Origin of the sequence: Allobosea sp. 117 (genome assembly GCF_000702305.1) — a bacterium.
Lineage (GTDB): Bacteria > Pseudomonadota > Alphaproteobacteria > Rhizobiales > Xanthobacteraceae > Ancylobacter.
In genome coordinates this window covers 276,278-293,821 of record NZ_JNLC01000016.1, presented here as the reverse complement: position 1 = coordinate 293,821, position 17,544 = coordinate 276,278, and the positions used below count along the sequence as shown (strand labels likewise).

Sequence of the window (17,544 nt, the reverse complement as noted above, 5' to 3'; positions counted from 1 at the left end):
CGCTTGGGGCGGGCGATGACCGAGGTCTTCTTCTACCATCTGCAGCGACAGCCCCTTGAACGGGTGCTGCCGCAGCTTCTGGAGAAATGCCTCGAGCGTGGCTGGCGCTGCGTGGTGCAGGCCTCGTCGCCGGAGCGTGTCGACGCGCTCGACCAGCACCTGTGGACCTATGACGACGCGTCCTTCCTGCCGCATGGCACCGACCGTGGCGAGGACGTGGCCCTGCAGCCGATTCTCCTCACCACCGGTGAGGGCAATCCGAACGATGCGCAGGTGCGATTCCTTATAGATGAATCGCCGCTCCCCGGTTCCGGCGCCTATGCGCGGGTGATTCACCTCTTCGACGGGGCCGATCCCGACCAGTTGGACCGTGCGCGCGAGAACTGGCGCGCCGCCACCCGCGCCGGCCACGTCGTGGCCTATTGGCAGCAGGGCGAGGATGGCCGCTGGCGCCAGCAGAAGTGAGGCGAGGGCGGGCCGGTCAGCGGGCGACCGGCTTCCGATCACGGCAAAGGGCTGCGGAAGCTCGAAAATTTCGCCGTTTTGCGGTCCGCATTAGGTCATTTTTAACACACGGATGCGGCGCCCCATGCGGGTGCTGCCGGATATACTCGGGTGCCGCACAGGATTGTGACCCGAGCGCAACACTTCCCTGCGGAATAGCCCTGCCAAGCCTTTACGGGCCACTTTGGCTTTGCGCCGGCCCATCGATTCAAACAATATCCTCCGTGGATGCCGTGCTCGCGTGCGGTGGGTCCTGACAACTGAAAACCCAACATTGGTCCAATTTGGGGGAGAATGAAGTGAAGACGGTCATGAAGAACTTGCTGCTCGGCTCGGTCGCCGGGCTTGCGATGGTCGGGACTGCTGCGGCGGCCGATCTGCCTGTGAAGGCGAAGGCCGCGGAATATGTGAAGGTCTGCTCCACCTACGGCGCCGGCTTCTACTATATCCCGGGTACCGACACCTGCCTGAAGGTCGGCGGCTACATCAAGGCTGACTTCTACGTTCAGCGCGTGAAGTTCGACTACGGCACCGAAGACTACGACCACAGCGACACCGAGTCCTACTTCGCGACCCGCGCGGCGCTCCAGCTCGACGCCCGCACGCAGACCGAGTACGGCACGCTGCGTTCGTACATCGAAGCGCGCTGGACCTATTCCCGCGCCTATGATGCCCCGTATTCCACCGGCATCTCGGGCAACAACGTCCAGCTGAAGTACGCCTACATCCAGTTCGCGGGCTTCACCTTCGGTAAGGCGACCTCGGCCTTCGACTTCTGGGCCGGCGACTTCTACGAGGGTATCGATCCGGGCTTCTTCTACTCGGATTACACCCCGAACCAGATCGCTTACACGGCTGACTTCGGCAACGGCTTCTCGGCCACCATCTCGCTGGAAGATGCCTATGAGCGTTCGGGCAACTACACCGACGTGTACGACAACGACATCGGTCAGCAGGTTCCGGATATCGTCGCCAACCTGACCTATGAAGGCACCTGGGGCGCTGCCAAGCTGGCCGGCGCGCTGCACGACCTCAGCCAGGAGCCGGTCGGTCAGGACGCGAGCGACGACTTCGGCTGGGCCGTTCTGGCCGGCGTGAAGTTCGACTTCGCCGAGACCACCACGCTCTACTTGAAAGGCGTGTATTCGCAGGGCGCTATCGGCTACACCGGCCTCGGCGCTGCGTTCTCGCTGTATGACGTCAACGCCTATGGCGACTCGGTCGACGCCTGGTACGTCGGCGGTGGTATCCGTCACTACTGGACCCCCACCGTGTTCACGTCGTTCGTCGGCAGCTACGGTCAGGCTGACGATGTGTACTTCAGCGGCGACGACTACGAGGCCTACAGCCTCGCGGTCAACATCGGCTGGCAGCCGGTCAAGGGTCTGACCCTCGTCCTGCAGTACGACCGTATCGAGGAGCAGCTCGACTACGGCTTCGACATCCCGGACGACAAGGTCACCTCGGACCGCTTCATGTTTGAAGCCGCCCGCAAGTTCTGATCTCTTCGAGATCGGAATACGGAAAGCCCCGGCGCAAGCCGGGGCTTTTTGTTTGCGTGTCGGGCGCGGCAACCGAAGAAGCGGCTGCATGCGAATGCGCCGATGGTGCTATGGCAGCTTCATCGCCCGCGCCACCCGATCGTGGCTGACGAGGTCGGATACCCGGCATTCCGGCTCGCCGCGGGCTCGAGCCGGCGCGCCCCGTGCGCTCTTTCGTGGCCGCGCAGCGTGTAGCGCCGCAGCGCTTGTCATGAATCGGGGCGGAGCCGCATAGGACGCCTGACCGGATGCCGAACGCCACGCTCAGCCGGCGTTGGCCTCGTCGAGCTCGGCCGACAGCGTGAGCCAGCTTTCTTCTGCTCTTGCAAGAGCTTCGGCCGTTTCGCTGCGCTGGCGCGCGAGCTTGCTCGCCGCCGCCGGATCGCGCCCATAGAGCCCGCCATCGGCCAGCTTTCCGTCGAGCTCGGCGATCTGCCGTTCCAGCCGTTCCACGGCGGTCTCGGCGTCCTTCAGCTTGCGGCGCAGCGGCGCCAGCTCCGCCCGGCGGTCGGCCGCGTTGCGCCGCTCCTGCGCACGTTCGCGGACATCCGGGCGCGCCCCGTTGCTTCCGCGATCCGAGGAAGGCCGCGCGAGGACCAGCCGGCGATAATCGTCGAGGTCCCCCTCGAACGGCTTCACCGTCCCGTCGGCGACCAGCCAGAGCCGCTCCGCGCAGGCATCCAGCAGGGTGCGGTCGTGGCTGACCAGGATCACCGCGCCGGGAAAGTCGTTGATGGCCTCGGTCAGCGCCTGCCGCGCCGCGATGTCGAGATGGTTGGTCGGCTCGTCGAGGATCAGCAGGTGCGGACCGCGAAAAGCCGCGAGCCCAAGCAGAAGCCGCGCCTTCTCGCCGCCCGACAATGCGGCGATCCTGGTGTCGGCGGCGGTGCCGGAGAAGCCCATCTCGGCGGCGCGGCTGCGCACCTTGGCCTCCGGCGCATCGGGCATGAGCCGGCGGACATGCTGGACCACGCTGTCCTCAGCGACCAGCTCGTCGAGCTGATGCTGGGCGAGATAGGCGACCTCGAGCCCGCCGGCGCGCACGACGCGCCCGCCCTGCGGCGCCAGCCGGTCGGCGATCAGCTTGGCGAAGGTCGATTTGCCGTTGCCGTTCGGCCCCAGTAGGGCGATGCGGTCGTCATGGTCGATGCGCAGATTGAGGTTGCGCAGCACCGGCCGTGCCGGGTCATAGCCGGTCGAGACGCCGTCGAGCGCGATGATCGGCGGGGAGGGGATGCGCTCGGGGTGGCGGATCGAGATGGCCGCCGCCTCCTCGCCGGGAATCTCCGCGAGGGGCTCCAGCCGCGCCAGCGCCTTGAGGCGGGACTGCGCCTGCCGCGCCTTGGTCGCCTTGGCGCGGAAGCGGGCGACGAAGGCCTCCATGTGCTTGCGCTGGGCTTCCTGCTTCGAGCGCTGCTTCTGGTCGAGCACCAGCTTCTCGCGCCGCTGCCGCTCGAAGGAATCATAGCCGCCGCGCCACAGCGTGAGCTTGCCGCGGTCGAGATGCAGGATGAAGCCGACCGACTCGTTCAGCAGCTCGCGGTCATGGCTGACGATGATCACGGTGTGGGGATAGTGGGCGAGATAGTCCTGCAGCCACAGCGTGCCTTCGAGGTCGAGATAGTTGGTGGGCTCGTCGAGCAGCAGCAGGTCGGGCTCGGCGAACAGGATTGCGGCGAGCGCGACGCGCATGCGCCAGCCGCCGGAGAATTCTGCACAGGCGCGGTGCTGCGCCTCCTCGCTGAAGCCGAGCCCCGCCAGAATGCGCGCGGCGCGGGCCGGTGCGGAATGCGCGTCGATATCGGCGAGGCGCAGCTCGATCTCGGCGATGCGCGCGGGATCGTCCGCGGTCTCGCGCTCGCCCATCAGCGCCGCGCGCTCGGTGTCGGCGGCGAGCACCACCTCGATCAGGCTCTCCGGGCCGGCCGGCGCCTCCTGGGCGACCTGGCCGATGCGCGCGCGGCTGGGCAGGCGGATCTCACCGCTCTCGAGCGGGAGTTCGCCGGTGATGGCGCGGAACAGCGTCGTCTTGCCGGTGCCATTGCGCCCGACAAGGCCGATGCGCGCGCCTTCCGGCAGCGCGGCCGAGGCGTGGTCGATTAGCAGCCGCCCGGCGAGGCGCAGCGAAATGTCGTCAAATACGATCATGCGCGTCTTTTGCCGCGCGGGCGCGCGCGGGGCAAGGCCGGTGCCGCACGGCGGCCGACATCACAAGCGCGATATCGTTTGTGCTCTACTATGCTGCCGTTAAGCGTCGCGATTCGGTCGCGGCTGGTTGGGGGATACTTCCATGAAGAAATATGTCGCTGAGTTCATCGGCACCGCGGTATTGGTGCTCATCGGCTGCGGCTCGATCGCCCTGGGCGGCTTCGGCGGTTCCATGCCGCTTGGCATCCTGCCGATCGGCCTGGCGTTCGGCCTCTCCGTCACGGCCATGGCCTACGGCATCGGGCACGTGTCCGGCTGCCACATCAATCCGGCGGTCACCATCGGCGTCTGGGCGGCTGGCCGCCTGCCGACCTCGGAACTGCCCGGCTACATCATTGCGCAGTTCCTCGGCGCGATCGCCGGCACGCTGATCCTCTATGTCATTCTCGCCGGCAAGCTCGGCGGCTATGACATCGCCGCCGCCGGTCTCGGCCAGAACGGCTGGGGCGAGGGTTATGGCGGGGGCTTCGGCCTCGGCGCGGCGCTCATCGCCGAACTGGTGGCCACCTTCATCTTCCTGGTGGTCATCCTCGGCTCGACCAGCAAGGCCGGCATCACCCCGGTCGCGGGCCTCGCCATCGGCCTGACGCTGTTCATCTGCCATCTGGCCTTCGTGCCGGTCTCGGGCGCTTCGCTGAACCCGGCCCGCAGCTTCGGCCCGGCCCTGTTCGTGGGCGGCAAGGCGCTGGCGCAGGTCTGGCTGTTCATTATCGTACCGCCGATCGGCGCTTTCCTCGCCGGCCTGCTGTTCAAGAACAAGGTGCTGGAATCGTAAGGTCCGGCACCGGGTTTCTTCCGGAGCTTGGAACGGGCGGCGGAGTCTGCCGCCGCCCGCCCATGTCGGCTCGGTCACGGGGGGGCTTGCAACCGGGGCCGCCATAATTGAACGGCCGATCGATCTCACGGCCGTTCATTCTTCACTCGGCGGCGATCGACGCGCCGTCGAGCGCAAGTCCGAGGCGACCCGCCACGCCCTCGCCGTAGCGCGGATCGGCCTTGTAGAAATGCGCGATCTGGCGGCGCAGGATCTCTTCCGGCACGCCGCCCATCGACGCGACGATGTTGTCCATCAGCCGCTCGCGCTCCGGCTCGCTGAGCAGGCGGAAAAGATTGCCCGGCTGGGTGTAGTCGTCATTGCCAACGCGGTGATCGTAGCGGTCGGCGTCGCCGGAAATCTTCAGCGGCGGCTCCGCGACGGCCGGATTCTGCGCCGGGCCGTTGAACGAGTTCGGCTCGTAATAGGCATCCGGAGTGCCGGTCTTCGGCTCGAAGAACCGCATGGCGCCGTCCTTGTGGTAGTGGTGCACGGGACAGCGCGGCGCGTTCACCGGCAGGGCCTCGTAATGCGTGCCGAGGCGATAGCGGTGGGCGTCGGCATAGGAGAACACGCGCGCCTGCAGCATCTTGTCCGGCGAGAATCCGATGCCTGGCACGATGTTCGAGGGCGAGAAGGCGGCCTGTTCGATCTCGGCGAAATAGTTCTCCGCGTTGCGGTTCAGCTCCAGCACGCCGACCTCGATCAGCGGGTAGTCGCCATGCGGCCAGACCTTGGTGAGGTCGAACGGGTTGTAGGGCGTCTTGTCCGCATCGGTCTCCGGCATCACCTGCACGAAGACGTTCCACTTCGGGAAGTCGCCGTTCTCGATCGAATAGAAGAGGTCCTCCTGCGTCGACTCGCGGGTGCGCCCGACCACGTCGGCGGCTTCCCCGTTGGTCCAGAAGCGATGTCCCTGCTGGGTCTTGAAGTGGAACTTCACCCAGAAGCGCTCGTTGTCGGCGTTCAGGAAGGAATAGGTGTGCGAGCCGTAGCCGTTCATGTGCCGCACGTCCGTCGGCAGGCCGCGGTCCGAGAAGAGGATCGTCACCTGATGCAGGCTCTCCGGCGAGAGCGACCAGAAATCCCACATCGCCGTCGGCGAGCGCAGATTGGTCCTCGGGTGGCGCTTCTGCGTGTGGATGAAGTCCGGGAACTTCAGCGGGTCGCGGACGAAGAACACCGGCGTGTTGTTGCCGACGAGATCCCAGTTGCCGTCCTCGGTGTAGAACTTGAGCGCGAAGCCGCGCACGTCCCGCTCGGCATCCGCCGCGCCGAGCTCGCCGGCCACGGTGGAGAAGCGCAGCAGCAGCGGCGTCTGCTTGCCGACCTGCGCAAACAGCTTGGCGCGGCTGTAGCGGGTGATGTCGCTGGTGATGCTCAGCGTGCCATAGGCACCCCACCCCTTGGCGTGCACCACGCGCTCCGGGATTCGCTCGCGGTTCTGGTGCGCCAACTTCTCGATGAGCTGGTAATCCTGCAGCAGCACCGGGCCGCGCGCCCCGGCGGTGATCGAGTTCTGGTTGTCGGCGATCGGCGCGCCGGCGGTTGTCGTCAGCGTCGGACGGGTCATGCGGAATCTCCCTCGTGGCGCGACCGCTGTCCCCAGCCTGGCCACGCTAGGGGCATTTGAGGGTCCATCTTCCATAAGCGCAAATCAGATTGCTTCCATGTATCGATAAGGTATTCTTATCGCATGATCTCCCTGCGCCAGCTCCGCTATCTCGAAGCGCTTGAAAGGACGCGGCATTTCGGCCGGGCGGCGGAAACTTGCGCCATCACCCAGCCCGCCCTCTCCATGCAGATTCGTGAACTGGAGGAGCATCTCGGCGTGGCCCTTGTGGAGCGGCGGCGTGACGGCGTCAGGCTCACTGCTGCCGGCGAGGAGGTGGCGGCGCGCGGCAAGGCGATTCTGCTGGCGGTCGGGGATATCGAGGCGGCTGCCGCTGCGCATGGCCGCGTGCTGGAGGGGCGCCTGCGGCTCGGCATCATCCCCTCGGTCGCCCCGTTCCTGCTGCCGCGGCTGCTGCCGGCGCTGCGGCGGAGCCATCCCAAACTCGAGCTCAGTCTGCGCGAATCCCAGACCGATCTGCTGATCGCCGAGCTGATGGCCGGCGAACTCGATGTCGCCATGCTCAGCCTGCCCGTAGAGCATGCCGACTGCGCGAGCCTGCCGCTGTTCGACGACGCTTTCCTGCTCGCCGTGCCCGCCGACGCGCGCGACCTTCCTGAGACGGACCGCCAAGAACTGCTGAACCGCGACGATCTCCTGCTGCTGGAGGACGGGCACTGCCTGCGCGACCAGGCGCTGAAGGTGTGCGCCAGTCTCGATCCGCGCCGCCTGCGCAGCTATGGCGCGACCAGCCTCACCACCATCGTGCAGTTGGTCGCCAACGGGCAGGGGGTCACGCTGCTGCCGGAGCTGTTCGTCGAGGCCGACGGCGCGGCCGATCCGCGGGTGCGGCTGCTGCGCTTTCCGGACCCCGCCCCGAAGCGGGAGGTCGGTCTCGTCTGGCGTCGTTCCGCGCCGCGCCGGGCCGATGTCGAGGCGCTGGCAAGCGTTGTGCGCGCCTGCCGAGCGCCTGCGGCCGCCTGAGGTCTTTCCGAGCGCCGGAAACGAAAAACCCCGGCGCCGGAAGAACCTCATCCGGCGGCCGGGGCATCGCAGCGTCGGGGGTCGGCGAACCCGAAGATGCGTTTCGATAGGCTTCTTTGGGAAGCGTGCTTTCTTTCTATCTCCGCCCGGCAGAACCGGAACTGAACGCGCCGTTGCGCCGCGTTCATGTGTATTCGCATGTTCGTCCGAGTAGAAATGAGGGGCGACAAAGAAAATGCCCCGGCTCCTTTGGGGGGAGGAGCCGGGGCCTATGGGCTCGCGTGGGGCTTGGGGGAGTGGGGATGCCGCGAGCCTATTCCTGTGTGGCCTTCGCCACGAAACTCAGTAGCAGACCGGACGCTCGATCTGGATCATGCGGCCGCCGCTGTTCACCCAGCGCGACTGCACCACGCAATCGCCGGCGAATTCGGCCGCGAGCGGCGCAGCGACATCGGCCACTTGCGCCTGGCGACGGAGGAACCCGGTCGCGGAAGCGGCGCCGGCAAACAGAGCCGTCACGCACACAGCCGTAACAATCGCGCTCACAACCACCGTCTTGATCATCGTCACGTCCCCTGTCGGCTTTCTGCCGACGGGTTGGTCCGTCGGCGATTATTTAAGCGCCATACTCGCAATCTCTACTATTCGGCCCGAACCAAGTCTGAACCGTCCGTTGTCGGGCGTTCAGTCCGATGAACAATCGAGAACGCCGCCGTTCATCTTTCATTCATTCATTTCACCCCGATAACGTGGGGAGCTTCGAATTGGTTCCAAGATGTCGGCAACTATTTGCGCGATCATCTCGTCGTGATCGGCGCCCTATCGGTCGGTAACGCAGGTCGTCACGGCCTGGCGGGCGGGGCCGTCCGTCTTGAACACCACGCGATGCTTCACGAAACAGGTGCGATACCCGTCGGCATCAGCCTGGAAGACAGCGGGCGGAGCCGACGCGCTGCCGGTCGCAGCGGCCGTGGACATCTGCGGCAGCGCCGCCACCGCGGCGAGGGCGACGACGCCTGCGGCGCCGATCAGGAACGGTTTGGACATGGTCACCTCGATCTCAGCGTGGCGGCGTTTTACGCGGCGCCCCGGAACGCCGCCTGAACCGCCTGTTTTCTGCCGTTCATCTAGGTGCGAACGTTTGCCGTCCAAGGACGGTCGCGGGGTAGGGCGATCATCTTGCCGTGACTGGAGGGCGTCGCTATAAGCCGCGCCGAACCTCTCCCTCACCGATCCCGCCTCAAAAGGACGAACGTCATGGCGCTCGAGCGCACCTTTTCGATCATCAAGCCGGACGCCACCCAGCGGAACCTGACCGGCGCCATCAATGCCTATATCGAGAAGGCCGGTCTGCGGATCGTCGCGCAGAAGCGCATCCTTCTCACCCGCGCCCAGGCCGAGACCTTCTATGCCGTGCACAAGGAGCGCCCGTTCTTCGGCGAGCTCGTCGAGTTCATGATCTCCGGCCCGATCGTCGTGCAGGTGCTCGAGGGCGAGAACGCCGTCGCCAAGTACCGCGAAGTGATGGGCGCCACCAACCCGGCCAACGCCGCCGAGGGCACCATCCGCAAGGACTTCGCCCTGTCGGTCGGCGAGAACTCGGCGCACGGCTCGGACAGCCTCGAAAATGCGCAGATCGAGATCGCCCAGTTCTTCGCGGGCAACGAGATCGTCGGCTGACATTCGGCCGGCCTGACCTTACGATGAGCGCCTCGCCGGGCAACCGGCGGGGCGTTTGCTTTCCGTGTCTGCGACAATGGCCGGCCCGATCCGCATCGAACGGTTCGAATTTCCGCAAGGAAATGTGAAATGGGGGTTGGCCTCGCCATTCATTATTATGTATGTTCCTGAAATTGCGCTGCGGGGGTCCGGCCACGGATAAGTGGCCCGCAGCGGGGAAGCCGTGATGGCGCGCCACGAGAGCGCCCGGGAGTGGGCCCGCCGGAGCCACCTCCTCTCGTCTCCACTCAGCATAGGCGCGCCAACGCCGTATGAACCTATAATCGCGGTCTCATCCTGTCGGGGTGAGGTGCTGAGGGAAACGCTCATGGACTTTATGCAGCCGCTTTTCTGGCTCGCCCTTCTCAAGATCATCTGGATCAACATCCTGCTTTCCGGCGACAACGCCGTCGTCATCGCCATGGCGTGCCGTTCGCTGCCGGACAATCTGCGCCGCTGGGGCATGATCCTCGGCGCCGGCGTGGCGGTCGGCATGCGCGTCGTGTTCACCGCGGTGGTGGCGACGCTGCTCGGCCTGCCCTGGCTGAAGATCGTCGGCTCGCTGGCGCTGATGTACATCGCCGTTGATCTCGTCCTGCCGGAGGACGAGGGCGGGGAGGGTGGCGTTCACGCCCATGACAATCTGTGGCGCGCGGTCGGCACCATCGCCGTCGCCGATCTCGTGATGAGCCTCGACAACGTCGTGGCGATCGCGGCGGTCGCGGATGGTAACTGGACGCTGATCATTATCGGCCTCATCATCTCGATCCCGATGATCATCGCGGGCGCGGCCCTCATCATGTCGCTGCTGAGCCGTTTCCCTGTGCTGGTCTGGGCCGGCGCCGGCCTGCTCGGCTGGGTCGCGGGCGAGATGTTCATCTCCGACTCGAAGATCCACGAGTGGCTCGGCGACGTGCTGGTGCACCAGCTCGAGTATCCGACGGCCGCCATCGGCGCGGCGCTGGTGCTGGCGATCGGTTGGTTCATCGCCCGCTCGCGCCAGGGCGCCCATGTCGGCGAGGCCGAACGCTGATCGGCCTCAGGCGTTTTCCTGCCGTGGCGCCCGCGATGATTACCGTCGCGGGCGCTATCGGTTCCGGAGGTTGAAGCTGGCACAAATAATAATGAATGCCAGAACTTCGGGATGATCCGGCGGGACGTCGCCTAGCCAAAGTGATACTTTTCGAAGACCAGAGAGGAAATGATGGATTTCACCAGTCCCGTTTTCTGGGTGGCGCTGCTCCAGATCATCTGGATCGACCTGCTGCTCTCGGGCGACAACGCGGTCGTCATCGCGCTCGCCTGCCGCTCGCTGCCTGAGAAGCAGCGCAAGTGGGGTATCCTGCTTGGTGCCGCCGCGGCGGTCGGCCTGCGCATCGTGTTCGCCCTAGCCGTGTCCTATCTCCTCGGCGTGCCGTTCCTGAAGGTGCTCGGCGGCGTCCTGCTGTTCTGGATCGCCATCAAGCTGATCCTGGACGAGGAGGGCGGCGAGCATCACGTGGAAAGTGCCGACAGCCTGTGGAAGGCGGTGCGCACCATCGCCATCGCCGACGCGGTGATGAGTCTCGACAACGTCGTCGCCATCGCCGCAGCCGCGCGCGGCCATGCCGAGCTGTTCATCTTCGGCCTGCTGCTCACCATCCCGCTGATCATCTTCGGCTCGCAGCTCATCCTGAAGCTGATCGCGCGCTTCCCGATCCTGGTCTGGGCCGGCGCTGCGCTGCTCGGCTGGATCGCCGGCGAGATGCTGGTCAGCGACAAGGTGGTGCTGGAATACATGCAGGGCGTGGCGCCGGAGCTGGTCGAGAAGGTGGCCGATCCCGAGGATCCGGTCGGCCTGAAGCCGGCGGCGCTGCCACATTATCTGGCGGCGGCGATCGGCGCGGCCTTCGTGCTCAGCTTCGGCTGGATCTGGAAGAACCGCCAGGCGCGGACCGTCGAGAGCGGCTCGCACTGATCGCGCCTCACATGCCCGGCCATCCGGCTGGGGTGACAGGAAGGAACGCTCCGCTACAGTGGTGGCGGAGCGTTTTTTCATGAACCAGCATGTCCAGCCGGTACGTACCGGCTATTCCGCCTGCCCGCATGACTGCCCCTCGACCTGCGCGCTGGAGATCGACATTTCCGGCGGCCGAATCGGCCGGGTGCGCGGGTCGAGCGCCAACAGCTTCACCGCCGGTGTCATCTGCGCGAAGGTGGCAAGATATGCCGAGCGCGCCCATCACCCGGACCGGCTGACGCAACCGCTGCGCCGCGTCGGCCCCAAGGGTTCCGGCGACTTCGCGCCGATCTCGTGGGACGAGGCGCTCGACACCATCGCGGAGCGCTTCCTCGACGCCGAGCGGCGCTACGGGCCCGAGGCCGTCTGGCCGTATTACTATGCCGGCACCATGGGTCTGGTGATGCGCGACGGCATCAACCGGCTGACCCATGCGAAGGGCTATTCGCGCTTCTTCTCGACGATTTGCGTCAATCCCGCGTGGAGCGGCTTCCTCGCCGGCGCCGGACGGCTCGCCGGGCCCGATCCGCGCGAGATGGCCAAGTCCGACCTCGTCGTCATCTGGGGCACCAACCCGGTCTCCACCCAGATCAACGTGATGACCCACGCCGTGCGCGCCCGCAAGGAGCGCGGCGCGAAGATCGCGGTCGTGGATGTGTACCGCTCTCCGACCATGGAGCAGGCGGACATCCCGGTCCTCATCCGACCCGGCACCGATGCCGCGCTCGCCTGCGCGATCATGCACGTGCTGTTCCGCGACGGCCTCGCCGATCGCGCCTATCTCGCGGAGTTTGCCGACGATGCGGCCGGCCTCGAAGCGCATCTCGGCGACCGCACACCCGAATGGGCGGCGGCCATCACCGGCATGCCGGCGGCGGAGATCGAGGGCTTCGCCCGCCTGATCGGGCAGACGCCGCGCACCTTCATCCGCGCCGGTTACGGCTTCACCCGTTCGCGCAACGGCACGGTGGCGATGCACGCGGTGACCTGCATCCCGACCGTCACCGGCGCCTGGAAGCACGAGGGCGGCGGCGTCTTCCACTCCAACAGCGCCATCTATCGCTGGAACAAGCGGATGATCGAGGGCACCGACCTGCTGGCCCGCGCGAACAGCCCGGCACGCGAGCTCGACCAGTCCCGCATCGGCGCCATCCTGACCGGCGATGCCGAGGCGCTTGCCGGCGGCCCGCCAGTCGCCGCCATGCTGATCCAGAACACCAATCCGGTGACCATCGCTCCCGATCAGGAGCGGGTGCGGGCCGGATTCGCGCGCGAGGACCTGTTCCTCGCCGTGCATGAGCAGTTCATGACCGAGACCGCCCGCATGGCCGACATCGTGCTGCCGGCGACCATGTTCACCGAGCATGACGACATCTATCAGGGCGGCGGCAACCAGTATGTCATCCTTGGCCCGAAGCTGGTCGAGCCGCCGGGTGAGTGCCGCAACAACCACGAGGTGATCTGCGATCTCGCCGAGCGGCTCGGCGCCGCCCACCCCGGCTTTTCCATGAGCCCGCGCGAGCTGATCGACTGGACGCTGCAGGCGACGCATCGCGGCACGCTGGCCGAGCTGGAGGAGAAACGTTTCCTCGACGTGCAGCCGGATTTCGAGACGGCGCATTACCTCAAGGGCTTCGCCTGGCCGGATGGCCGCTTCCGCCTGAAGCCGGACTGGTCGAGCGTGCGCTTCAGCGCGCCCGGCCGCTTCGGTCCGGCGGACGACATGCCGGCATGGCCGGACCATTGGGCGGTGATCGAGGAGGCGACGCAGGACTATCCGTTCCGCCTCGTGACCTCGCCGGCGCGCTCCTTCCTCAATTCGAGCTTCACCGAGACGCCCGGATCGCTCACCCGCGAGAAGCGTCCCGAGCTGATGATCCACCCCGCCGACGCGGCCGCGCTCGGCGTCGGGGAGGGCGACCTCGTCACGGTGTCCAGCGCACGCGGCTCTGTGCTGCTGCATGCCCGCCTGTTCGAGGGGCTGCGGCGCGGCGTGGTGGTGGCCGAATCCATCTGGCCGAACGGCGCGCATGAGGGCGGGCGCGGCATCAACACGCTGACCGGCGCCGATCCGGTCGCCCCCTTCGGCGGTGCGGCGCTGCACGACAACCGGGTGCGAATCGAAAAGGCCTGACGCCGCCGCCCGCGTGCCGCGCCTTTGCCGGACCTCAGTTGGGGAAGTGCTCCACATGGGTCTCGGCGGTGCGGCCGAGATAAACCGCCCGTCGCCCCGGGAAGGACACGACATAGCCCGCGCAGCCGGCCGTGGCGACCTTGGCGCAGAAGCCCTTGTAGCTGTAGCCAGGGGCCAGCCGCTGCGCTTCGCCGATGGCCTCGCGGATCGACGCCGCGTCGAACTCCGGCGCGACCGGCACGTCGAGCCGGTGCATCGGCAGCTCGATGCTGTCGCCGCCCGACAGATAATAGGTGGCGGTGGCGCGGCGGAAATCGACCAGATAACTCTCGAAACCCTCCGCCATGAGCGTACCGACGATCTGTGGGAAGGTCATGGAGTTGTCTTCGGCTGCGCTGAGGCAGGTCCGGGCGACGGTCAGCTGGTGCTCGTTCATCTAGATGACTCCGGATCGGGTGATGCTATTCGGTGGGCACGGCTGTCAGCTTGCGAAGCTCGACGGTCTGTCTGAGCAGCTTCACCAGCATCTCGCGCTCGGATGCCGGGAGGTGATCGAAGAACTCCGCGTCGTTGCGGTCGGCGAGCGCGGCGAGCCGCGGCACCATTTCCTCTCCTGCCGCCGTCAGTTCCAAGGTCTGGGCCCGCTTGTCCCGCGCATCGCTTTTGCGGAGGACGAGGCCCTTGCCGATAAGGCGGTCGGCGAGCTTGGTGATGGCGCCGCGCGTCATGCCCATGTCGTCGGCGACGCGGCTCGGCGCGGTCGGGGCCCGGTCGTAGAGGGCGCGCATCATCACCCATTCCGCGACCGTCACGCCCTCGGCGGCCACGCGCGCGGCGAAGGCGTGCGATACATGGTTCGACACGTAGCGCAGCCAGAAGCCGACATGCGCGTCGAGATCGGAGATGGCGGGCAGGCGGGGCATGCGATCCTCGATAGTTGACTAGGAAACTAAAGGGATAAAGTTTCCTAGTCAACCATATGTCGATGAGGCCCGACGTGGTGACTGCGGGGCTCCGGCATTCCGGTTCAGGCGTGCGGCGCCACCAATGCGCGGTTCACGAGGCCGAACTCGTCGATCGCCACACGCCCGCCCTCGATGCGGGCGCGGCCCTCGCAGACGAGGCGCAGCGCGGCGGGATAGATGACGTGCTCCTGGGCGAGCACGCGGGCACCGAGGCTGTCCGGCGTGTCGTCGTCGGCGACCGGCACGGCGGCCTGCATGATGATCGGCCCGACATCCATCTCGGGCGTGACGAAGTGCACGGTGCAGCCGTGGATCTTCACCCCCGCCTCGAGCGCCCGCTCATGCGTGTGCAGCCCCTTGAAGCTCGGCAGCAGGGCAGGGTGGATGTTGATCATCCGCCCGAACCATTTCTGCGTGAATTCGGGGGTCAGCAGCCGCATGAAGCCGGCGAGGCAGACGATGTCCACCTTCTCCGCGCCGAGCGCGGCGTCGAGCGCGGCGTCGAAGCTCGCCCGGTCGGCATAGGCCTTGTGGTCGATCGCCCGCGCCGGGATGTTCGCCGCCTGCGCGCGGGCGAGGCCGTGCGCCTCCGGGCGGTTCGAGATGACGGTGACGATCTCGGCCGGATAGTCGGGATGTGCGGCCGCCTCGATCAACGACATCATGTTCGAGCCGCGCCCGGAGATCAGGATCGCGACGCGGGTCCTGCGCGAGGCGGGGCTGCTCACAGGGGCAGGCCGATGTCGAGCGCCCCGTCATAGACGGTGCGGGCCGCGCCCTCGCCGGGCTCGATGGCGCCGAGATGGACCACCTCCTCGCCGCCGTCGGCGAAGGCGTCGGCCACCGTCTCGGCATCCTGCGGCGCGCAGACCACCACCATGCCGATGCCGCAGTTGAAGGCGCGCAGCATCTCCTCGGCGGCCACATTGCCGGTCTGCGCCAGCCAGCGGAACACCGGCGGCACCGGCAGGCCGGACAGGTCGATGCGCCCGACGGTGCCCTTCGGCAGCACGCGCGGCAGGTTCTCGGTGAGCCCGCCTCCGGTGATGTGGGCGAGCGCCTTGACCTTGCCGGTCGAACGGATCGCACCGAGGGCGGATTTCACATAGAGGCGCGTCGGGGTCAGCAACGCCTCGCCCAGCGTGCGCGAGGGCTCGAAGGGCGCAGGCTCGTCCCACGAGAGGCCGGAGCCCTCGACGATGCGGCGCACCAGCGAATAGCCGTTGGAATGCACGCCGGAGGAGGCGAGGCCGAGCAGCACGTCACCCGGAGCGATGTCGGGGCGCGGCAGCAGCTCGCCGCGTTCCACCGCGCCGACCGAGAAGCCGGCGAGGTCGTAGTCGCCATCGGCATACATGCCGGGCATCTCGGCCGTCTCGCCGCCGATCAGCGCGCAGCCGGATTCCTTGCAGCCATAGGCGATGCCGGCGACGATCGCGGCGCCGACCTCCGGGGCGAGCTTGCCGGTGGCGAAATAGTCGAGGAAGAACAGCGGCTCGGCGCCCTGCACCACGAGATCGTTGACGCACATGGCGACGAGGTCGACGCCGATGGTGTCGTGCCGGCCGGTCTCGATGGCGATCTTCAGCTTGGTGCCGACGCCGTCGGTGGTGGCGACGATCAGCGGATCCTTGAAGCCGGCCGCCTTCGGGTCGAACACGCCGCCGAAGCCGCCGATCTCGGCATCCGCGCCCGGCCGGCGCGTCGCCTTCACCAGCGGCTTGATGAGGTCCACCAGCCGGTTGCCGGCATCGATGTCGACACCTGCATCGCGATAGCTGAGACCCTTGTCCGTGCCGGCCATGTCGTGCCCCTTGAGAATGGACGCGGCTTAGCCGCTTCTCGGGCGCCGGGCAAGGTCGGCGGCGCTCAGCGCCGCCCGATCCGCTCCACCGCCAGCGCCGCGAGCCCTGCCGCCAGGCCCCAGAAGGCCGAGCCGATGCCGAACAGCGAGACGCCCGAGGCGGTCACCGCCAGCGTCAGCACCGCCGGGAAGCGCCGCGCCGTGTCGTGGAGCGCCGTGCCGAGCGCATTGACCAGCGGCCCGAGCAGAGCGAGCCCGGCGAAAGTCGCGACCAGCGAGGTGGGCAGCGCGCCGATGAGCGAGACCAGCGAGGCGCCGCCGATCGCCAGCACCACATAGCTCGCGGCGTAGAACGGCCCGGCCATCCAGCGCTTCGACGGGTCGGGATGCGTATCCGGCCCGGTGCACAGCGAGGCGGTGATCGCCGCGAGGTTGCTGGTGAGCGAGCCGAGCGGCGCGGTGAGGATGGAGGCGAGGCCGGTGACGCCGAGGATCGGGTTGGTCGGCGGCGTGTAGCCGGCCGCCTGCAGCACGGCGAGGCCGGGCAGGTTCTGCGAGGCCATTGTGACGAGATAGAGCGGCAGGCCGACCCCGATCAGCACCTGCGGATCGAAGACGGGCGCGATCAGCGTCACCTCCGGCAGCGGGATGCCGGAGGGCAGGGGGCCGACCCGGCCGAGCGCGAAGGCATAGGCGATGCCGACGCCCAGCACGACCAGCACCGCGCCGAACGGGCTGGCGCGCCGCGCCAGCAGGAACAGCACGACCAGCGGCAGCACCAGCGTCGGATCGGCACCGGCCGAGGTGAATACCGCGGTGGCGAAGCGGAACAGCACGCCGGCCAGCATCGCCGCCGCGATCGCAACCGGCAGGCGCTGCACCAGCATGCCGAGCGGGCGTACGAGCGCGGTGATCATGATCAGCGCCCCGACCATCAGGAAAGCGCCGACCGCCGGCTCGATTGACACGCCGTGCGAGGCCGCGATCAGGGCCGCGCCGGGGGTCGACCAGGCGGTGATGATCGGCTGGCGGTAGCGCATGCTCAGATACGCCGTGGTCGCCGCCATGGACAGGCACAGCCCGAGCACGGCGGAGGAGGTCTGCGCCGGGCTCGCGCCCAACGCCTGCGAGGCGGCGACGATGAGCGCGAGCGTGCCGCCGAAGCCGACCAGTGCGGCGACGACGGCGGAGATGACGACGGAAGAACGCATCGGCGGATTCGCTGGAACTGCGGGGCGGCGGGGGCGGGCGGATCACGCC

17 protein-coding genes are annotated in these 17,544 nt (G+C 67.4%); 8 read left to right on the top strand and 9 right to left on the bottom strand.

Annotated features, from left to right (window positions below; translation table 11 throughout):
• Window positions 1-15 precede the first annotated feature (15 nt).
• Entirely contained in the window at window positions 16-465 is a 450-nt protein-coding gene (locus tag U742_RS0118065; RefSeq protein ID WP_029355553.1) for a DNA polymerase III subunit chi, read from the top strand.
• Between the two features lie 338 nt (window positions 466-803).
• Window positions 804-2,006, top strand: coding sequence for a porin (locus U742_RS0118060; protein ID WP_051661308.1), 1,203 nt, complete (start codon window positions 804-806; stop codon window positions 2,004-2,006).
• A 303-nt stretch (window positions 2,007-2,309) separates the two neighbouring features.
• On the opposite strand, the gene U742_RS0118055 is transcribed toward U742_RS0118060, so the two are convergent.
• Window positions 2,310-4,193, bottom strand: coding sequence for an ABC-F family ATP-binding cassette domain-containing protein (locus tag U742_RS0118055; RefSeq protein ID WP_029355548.1), 1,884 nt, complete (start codon window positions 4,191-4,193; stop codon window positions 2,310-2,312).
• Window positions 4,194-4,335: 142 nt separating this feature from the next.
• Here U742_RS0118055 and U742_RS0118050 point away from each other — a divergent pair, with 142 nt between their 5' ends.
• The gene (locus tag U742_RS0118050) at window positions 4,336-5,028 is read left to right on the top strand and encodes an aquaporin (protein ID WP_029355547.1); all 693 of its coding nucleotides are present in this window, start codon (window positions 4,336-4,338) and stop codon (window positions 5,026-5,028) included.
• 142 nt (window positions 5,029-5,170) lie between these two features.
• On the opposite strand, the gene U742_RS0118045 is transcribed toward U742_RS0118050, so the two are convergent.
• Window positions 5,171-6,640: a catalase gene (locus U742_RS0118045; protein ID WP_029355546.1), complete on the bottom strand. Its 1,470-nt coding sequence runs from the start codon at window positions 6,638-6,640 to the stop codon at window positions 5,171-5,173.
• 123 nt (window positions 6,641-6,763) lie between these two features.
• Between U742_RS0118045 and U742_RS0118040 the strand changes: the two genes are divergently transcribed.
• The gene (locus tag U742_RS0118040) at window positions 6,764-7,663 is read left to right on the top strand and encodes a LysR substrate-binding domain-containing protein (RefSeq protein WP_029355544.1); all 900 of its coding nucleotides are present in this window, start codon (window positions 6,764-6,766) and stop codon (window positions 7,661-7,663) included.
• A 342-nt stretch (window positions 7,664-8,005) separates the two neighbouring features.
• On the opposite strand, the gene U742_RS0118035 is transcribed toward U742_RS0118040, so the two are convergent.
• Both U742_RS0118035 and U742_RS0118030 read right to left on the bottom strand, forming a co-directional pair.
• Entirely contained in the window at window positions 8,006-8,227 is a 222-nt protein-coding gene (locus U742_RS0118035; protein WP_029355542.1) for a hypothetical protein, read from the bottom strand.
• Between the two features lie 255 nt (window positions 8,228-8,482).
• A complete protein-coding gene (locus U742_RS0118030) occupies window positions 8,483-8,710 on the bottom strand; it encodes a hypothetical protein (protein ID WP_029355540.1) in 228 nt (75 codons plus the stop codon).
• Window positions 8,711-8,920: 210 nt separating this feature from the next.
• On the opposite strand from U742_RS0118030, the gene ndk reads away from it, so the two are divergent.
• From ndk to U742_RS0118010, 4 genes are all read left to right on the top strand, one after another.
• Window positions 8,921-9,343 (top strand): nucleoside-diphosphate kinase, encoded by a 423-nt coding sequence (ndk, locus tag U742_RS0118025; RefSeq protein WP_029355538.1) that lies wholly within the window; start codon window positions 8,921-8,923, stop codon window positions 9,341-9,343.
• A 367-nt stretch (window positions 9,344-9,710) separates the two neighbouring features.
• A complete protein-coding gene (locus U742_RS0118020) occupies window positions 9,711-10,415 on the top strand; it encodes a TerC family protein (RefSeq protein WP_029355537.1) in 705 nt (234 codons plus the stop codon).
• Window positions 10,416-10,586: 171 nt separating this feature from the next.
• Complete coding sequence (locus U742_RS0118015; RefSeq protein WP_029355535.1) at window positions 10,587-11,339, top strand: TerC family protein; 753 nt, start codon at window positions 10,587-10,589, stop codon at window positions 11,337-11,339.
• Window positions 11,340-11,418: 79 nt separating this feature from the next.
• The gene (locus tag U742_RS0118010) at window positions 11,419-13,515 is read left to right on the top strand and encodes a molybdopterin-containing oxidoreductase family protein (RefSeq protein WP_029355533.1); all 2,097 of its coding nucleotides are present in this window, start codon (window positions 11,419-11,421) and stop codon (window positions 13,513-13,515) included.
• A 34-nt stretch (window positions 13,516-13,549) separates the two neighbouring features.
• Here the strand turns inward: U742_RS0118010 and U742_RS0118005 are convergent, their stop codons facing one another.
• From U742_RS0118005 to U742_RS0117985, 5 genes are all read right to left on the bottom strand, one after another.
• Window positions 13,550-13,951: a DUF1398 domain-containing protein gene (locus U742_RS0118005; RefSeq protein WP_029355531.1), complete on the bottom strand. Its 402-nt coding sequence runs from the start codon at window positions 13,949-13,951 to the stop codon at window positions 13,550-13,552.
• A 25-nt stretch (window positions 13,952-13,976) separates the two neighbouring features.
• Window positions 13,977-14,438: a MarR family winged helix-turn-helix transcriptional regulator gene (locus U742_RS0118000; protein ID WP_029355529.1), complete on the bottom strand. Its 462-nt coding sequence runs from the start codon at window positions 14,436-14,438 to the stop codon at window positions 13,977-13,979.
• Window positions 14,439-14,542: 104 nt separating this feature from the next.
• Window positions 14,543-15,208, bottom strand: coding sequence for a phosphoribosylglycinamide formyltransferase (gene purN, locus U742_RS0117995; RefSeq protein WP_029355526.1), 666 nt, complete (start codon window positions 15,206-15,208; stop codon window positions 14,543-14,545).
• Window positions 15,205-16,284, bottom strand: a complete 1,080-nt coding sequence (gene purM / locus U742_RS0117990; protein WP_029355524.1) for a phosphoribosylformylglycinamidine cyclo-ligase — start codon at window positions 16,282-16,284, stop codon at window positions 15,205-15,207. The genes purN and purM overlap by 4 nt, the downstream gene beginning before the upstream one ends.
• A 65-nt stretch (window positions 16,285-16,349) precedes the next feature.
• Entirely contained in the window at window positions 16,350-17,495 is a 1,146-nt protein-coding gene (locus U742_RS0117985) for a benzoate/H(+) symporter BenE family transporter (protein WP_029355522.1), read from the bottom strand.
• Window positions 17,496-17,544 lie beyond the last annotated feature (49 nt).

Coding starts and splice junctions, on each gene's coding strand:
- U742_RS0118065 (WP_029355553.1), top strand. CDS start 16: ATGACCGAGGTCTTCTTCTACCATCTGCAGCGACAGCCCCTTGAACGG.
- U742_RS0118055 (WP_029355548.1), bottom strand. CDS start 4,193: ATGATCGTATTTGACGACATTTCGCTGCGCCTCGCCGGGCGGCTGCTA.
- U742_RS0118050 (WP_029355547.1), top strand. CDS start 4,336: ATGAAGAAATATGTCGCTGAGTTCATCGGCACCGCGGTATTGGTGCTC.
- U742_RS0118045 (WP_029355546.1), bottom strand. CDS start 6,640: ATGACCCGTCCGACGCTGACGACAACCGCCGGCGCGCCGATCGCCGAC.
- U742_RS0118040 (WP_029355544.1), top strand. CDS start 6,764: ATGATCTCCCTGCGCCAGCTCCGCTATCTCGAAGCGCTTGAAAGGACG.
- U742_RS0118035 (WP_029355542.1), bottom strand. CDS start 8,227: ATGATCAAGACGGTGGTTGTGAGCGCGATTGTTACGGCTGTGTGCGTG.
- U742_RS0118030 (WP_029355540.1), bottom strand. CDS start 8,710: ATGTCCAAACCGTTCCTGATCGGCGCCGCAGGCGTCGTCGCCCTCGCC.
- ndk (WP_029355538.1), top strand. CDS start 8,921: ATGGCGCTCGAGCGCACCTTTTCGATCATCAAGCCGGACGCCACCCAG.
- U742_RS0118020 (WP_029355537.1), top strand. CDS start 9,711: ATGGACTTTATGCAGCCGCTTTTCTGGCTCGCCCTTCTCAAGATCATC.
- U742_RS0118015 (WP_029355535.1), top strand. CDS start 10,587: ATGGATTTCACCAGTCCCGTTTTCTGGGTGGCGCTGCTCCAGATCATC.
- U742_RS0118010 (WP_029355533.1), top strand. CDS start 11,419: ATGAACCAGCATGTCCAGCCGGTACGTACCGGCTATTCCGCCTGCCCG.
- U742_RS0118005 (WP_029355531.1), bottom strand. CDS start 13,951: ATGAACGAGCACCAGCTGACCGTCGCCCGGACCTGCCTCAGCGCAGCC.
- U742_RS0118000 (WP_029355529.1), bottom strand. CDS start 14,438: ATGCCCCGCCTGCCCGCCATCTCCGATCTCGACGCGCATGTCGGCTTC.
- purM (WP_029355524.1), bottom strand. CDS start 16,284: ATGGCCGGCACGGACAAGGGTCTCAGCTATCGCGATGCAGGTGTCGAC.
- U742_RS0117985 (WP_029355522.1), bottom strand. CDS start 17,495: ATGCGTTCTTCCGTCGTCATCTCCGCCGTCGTCGCCGCACTGGTCGGC.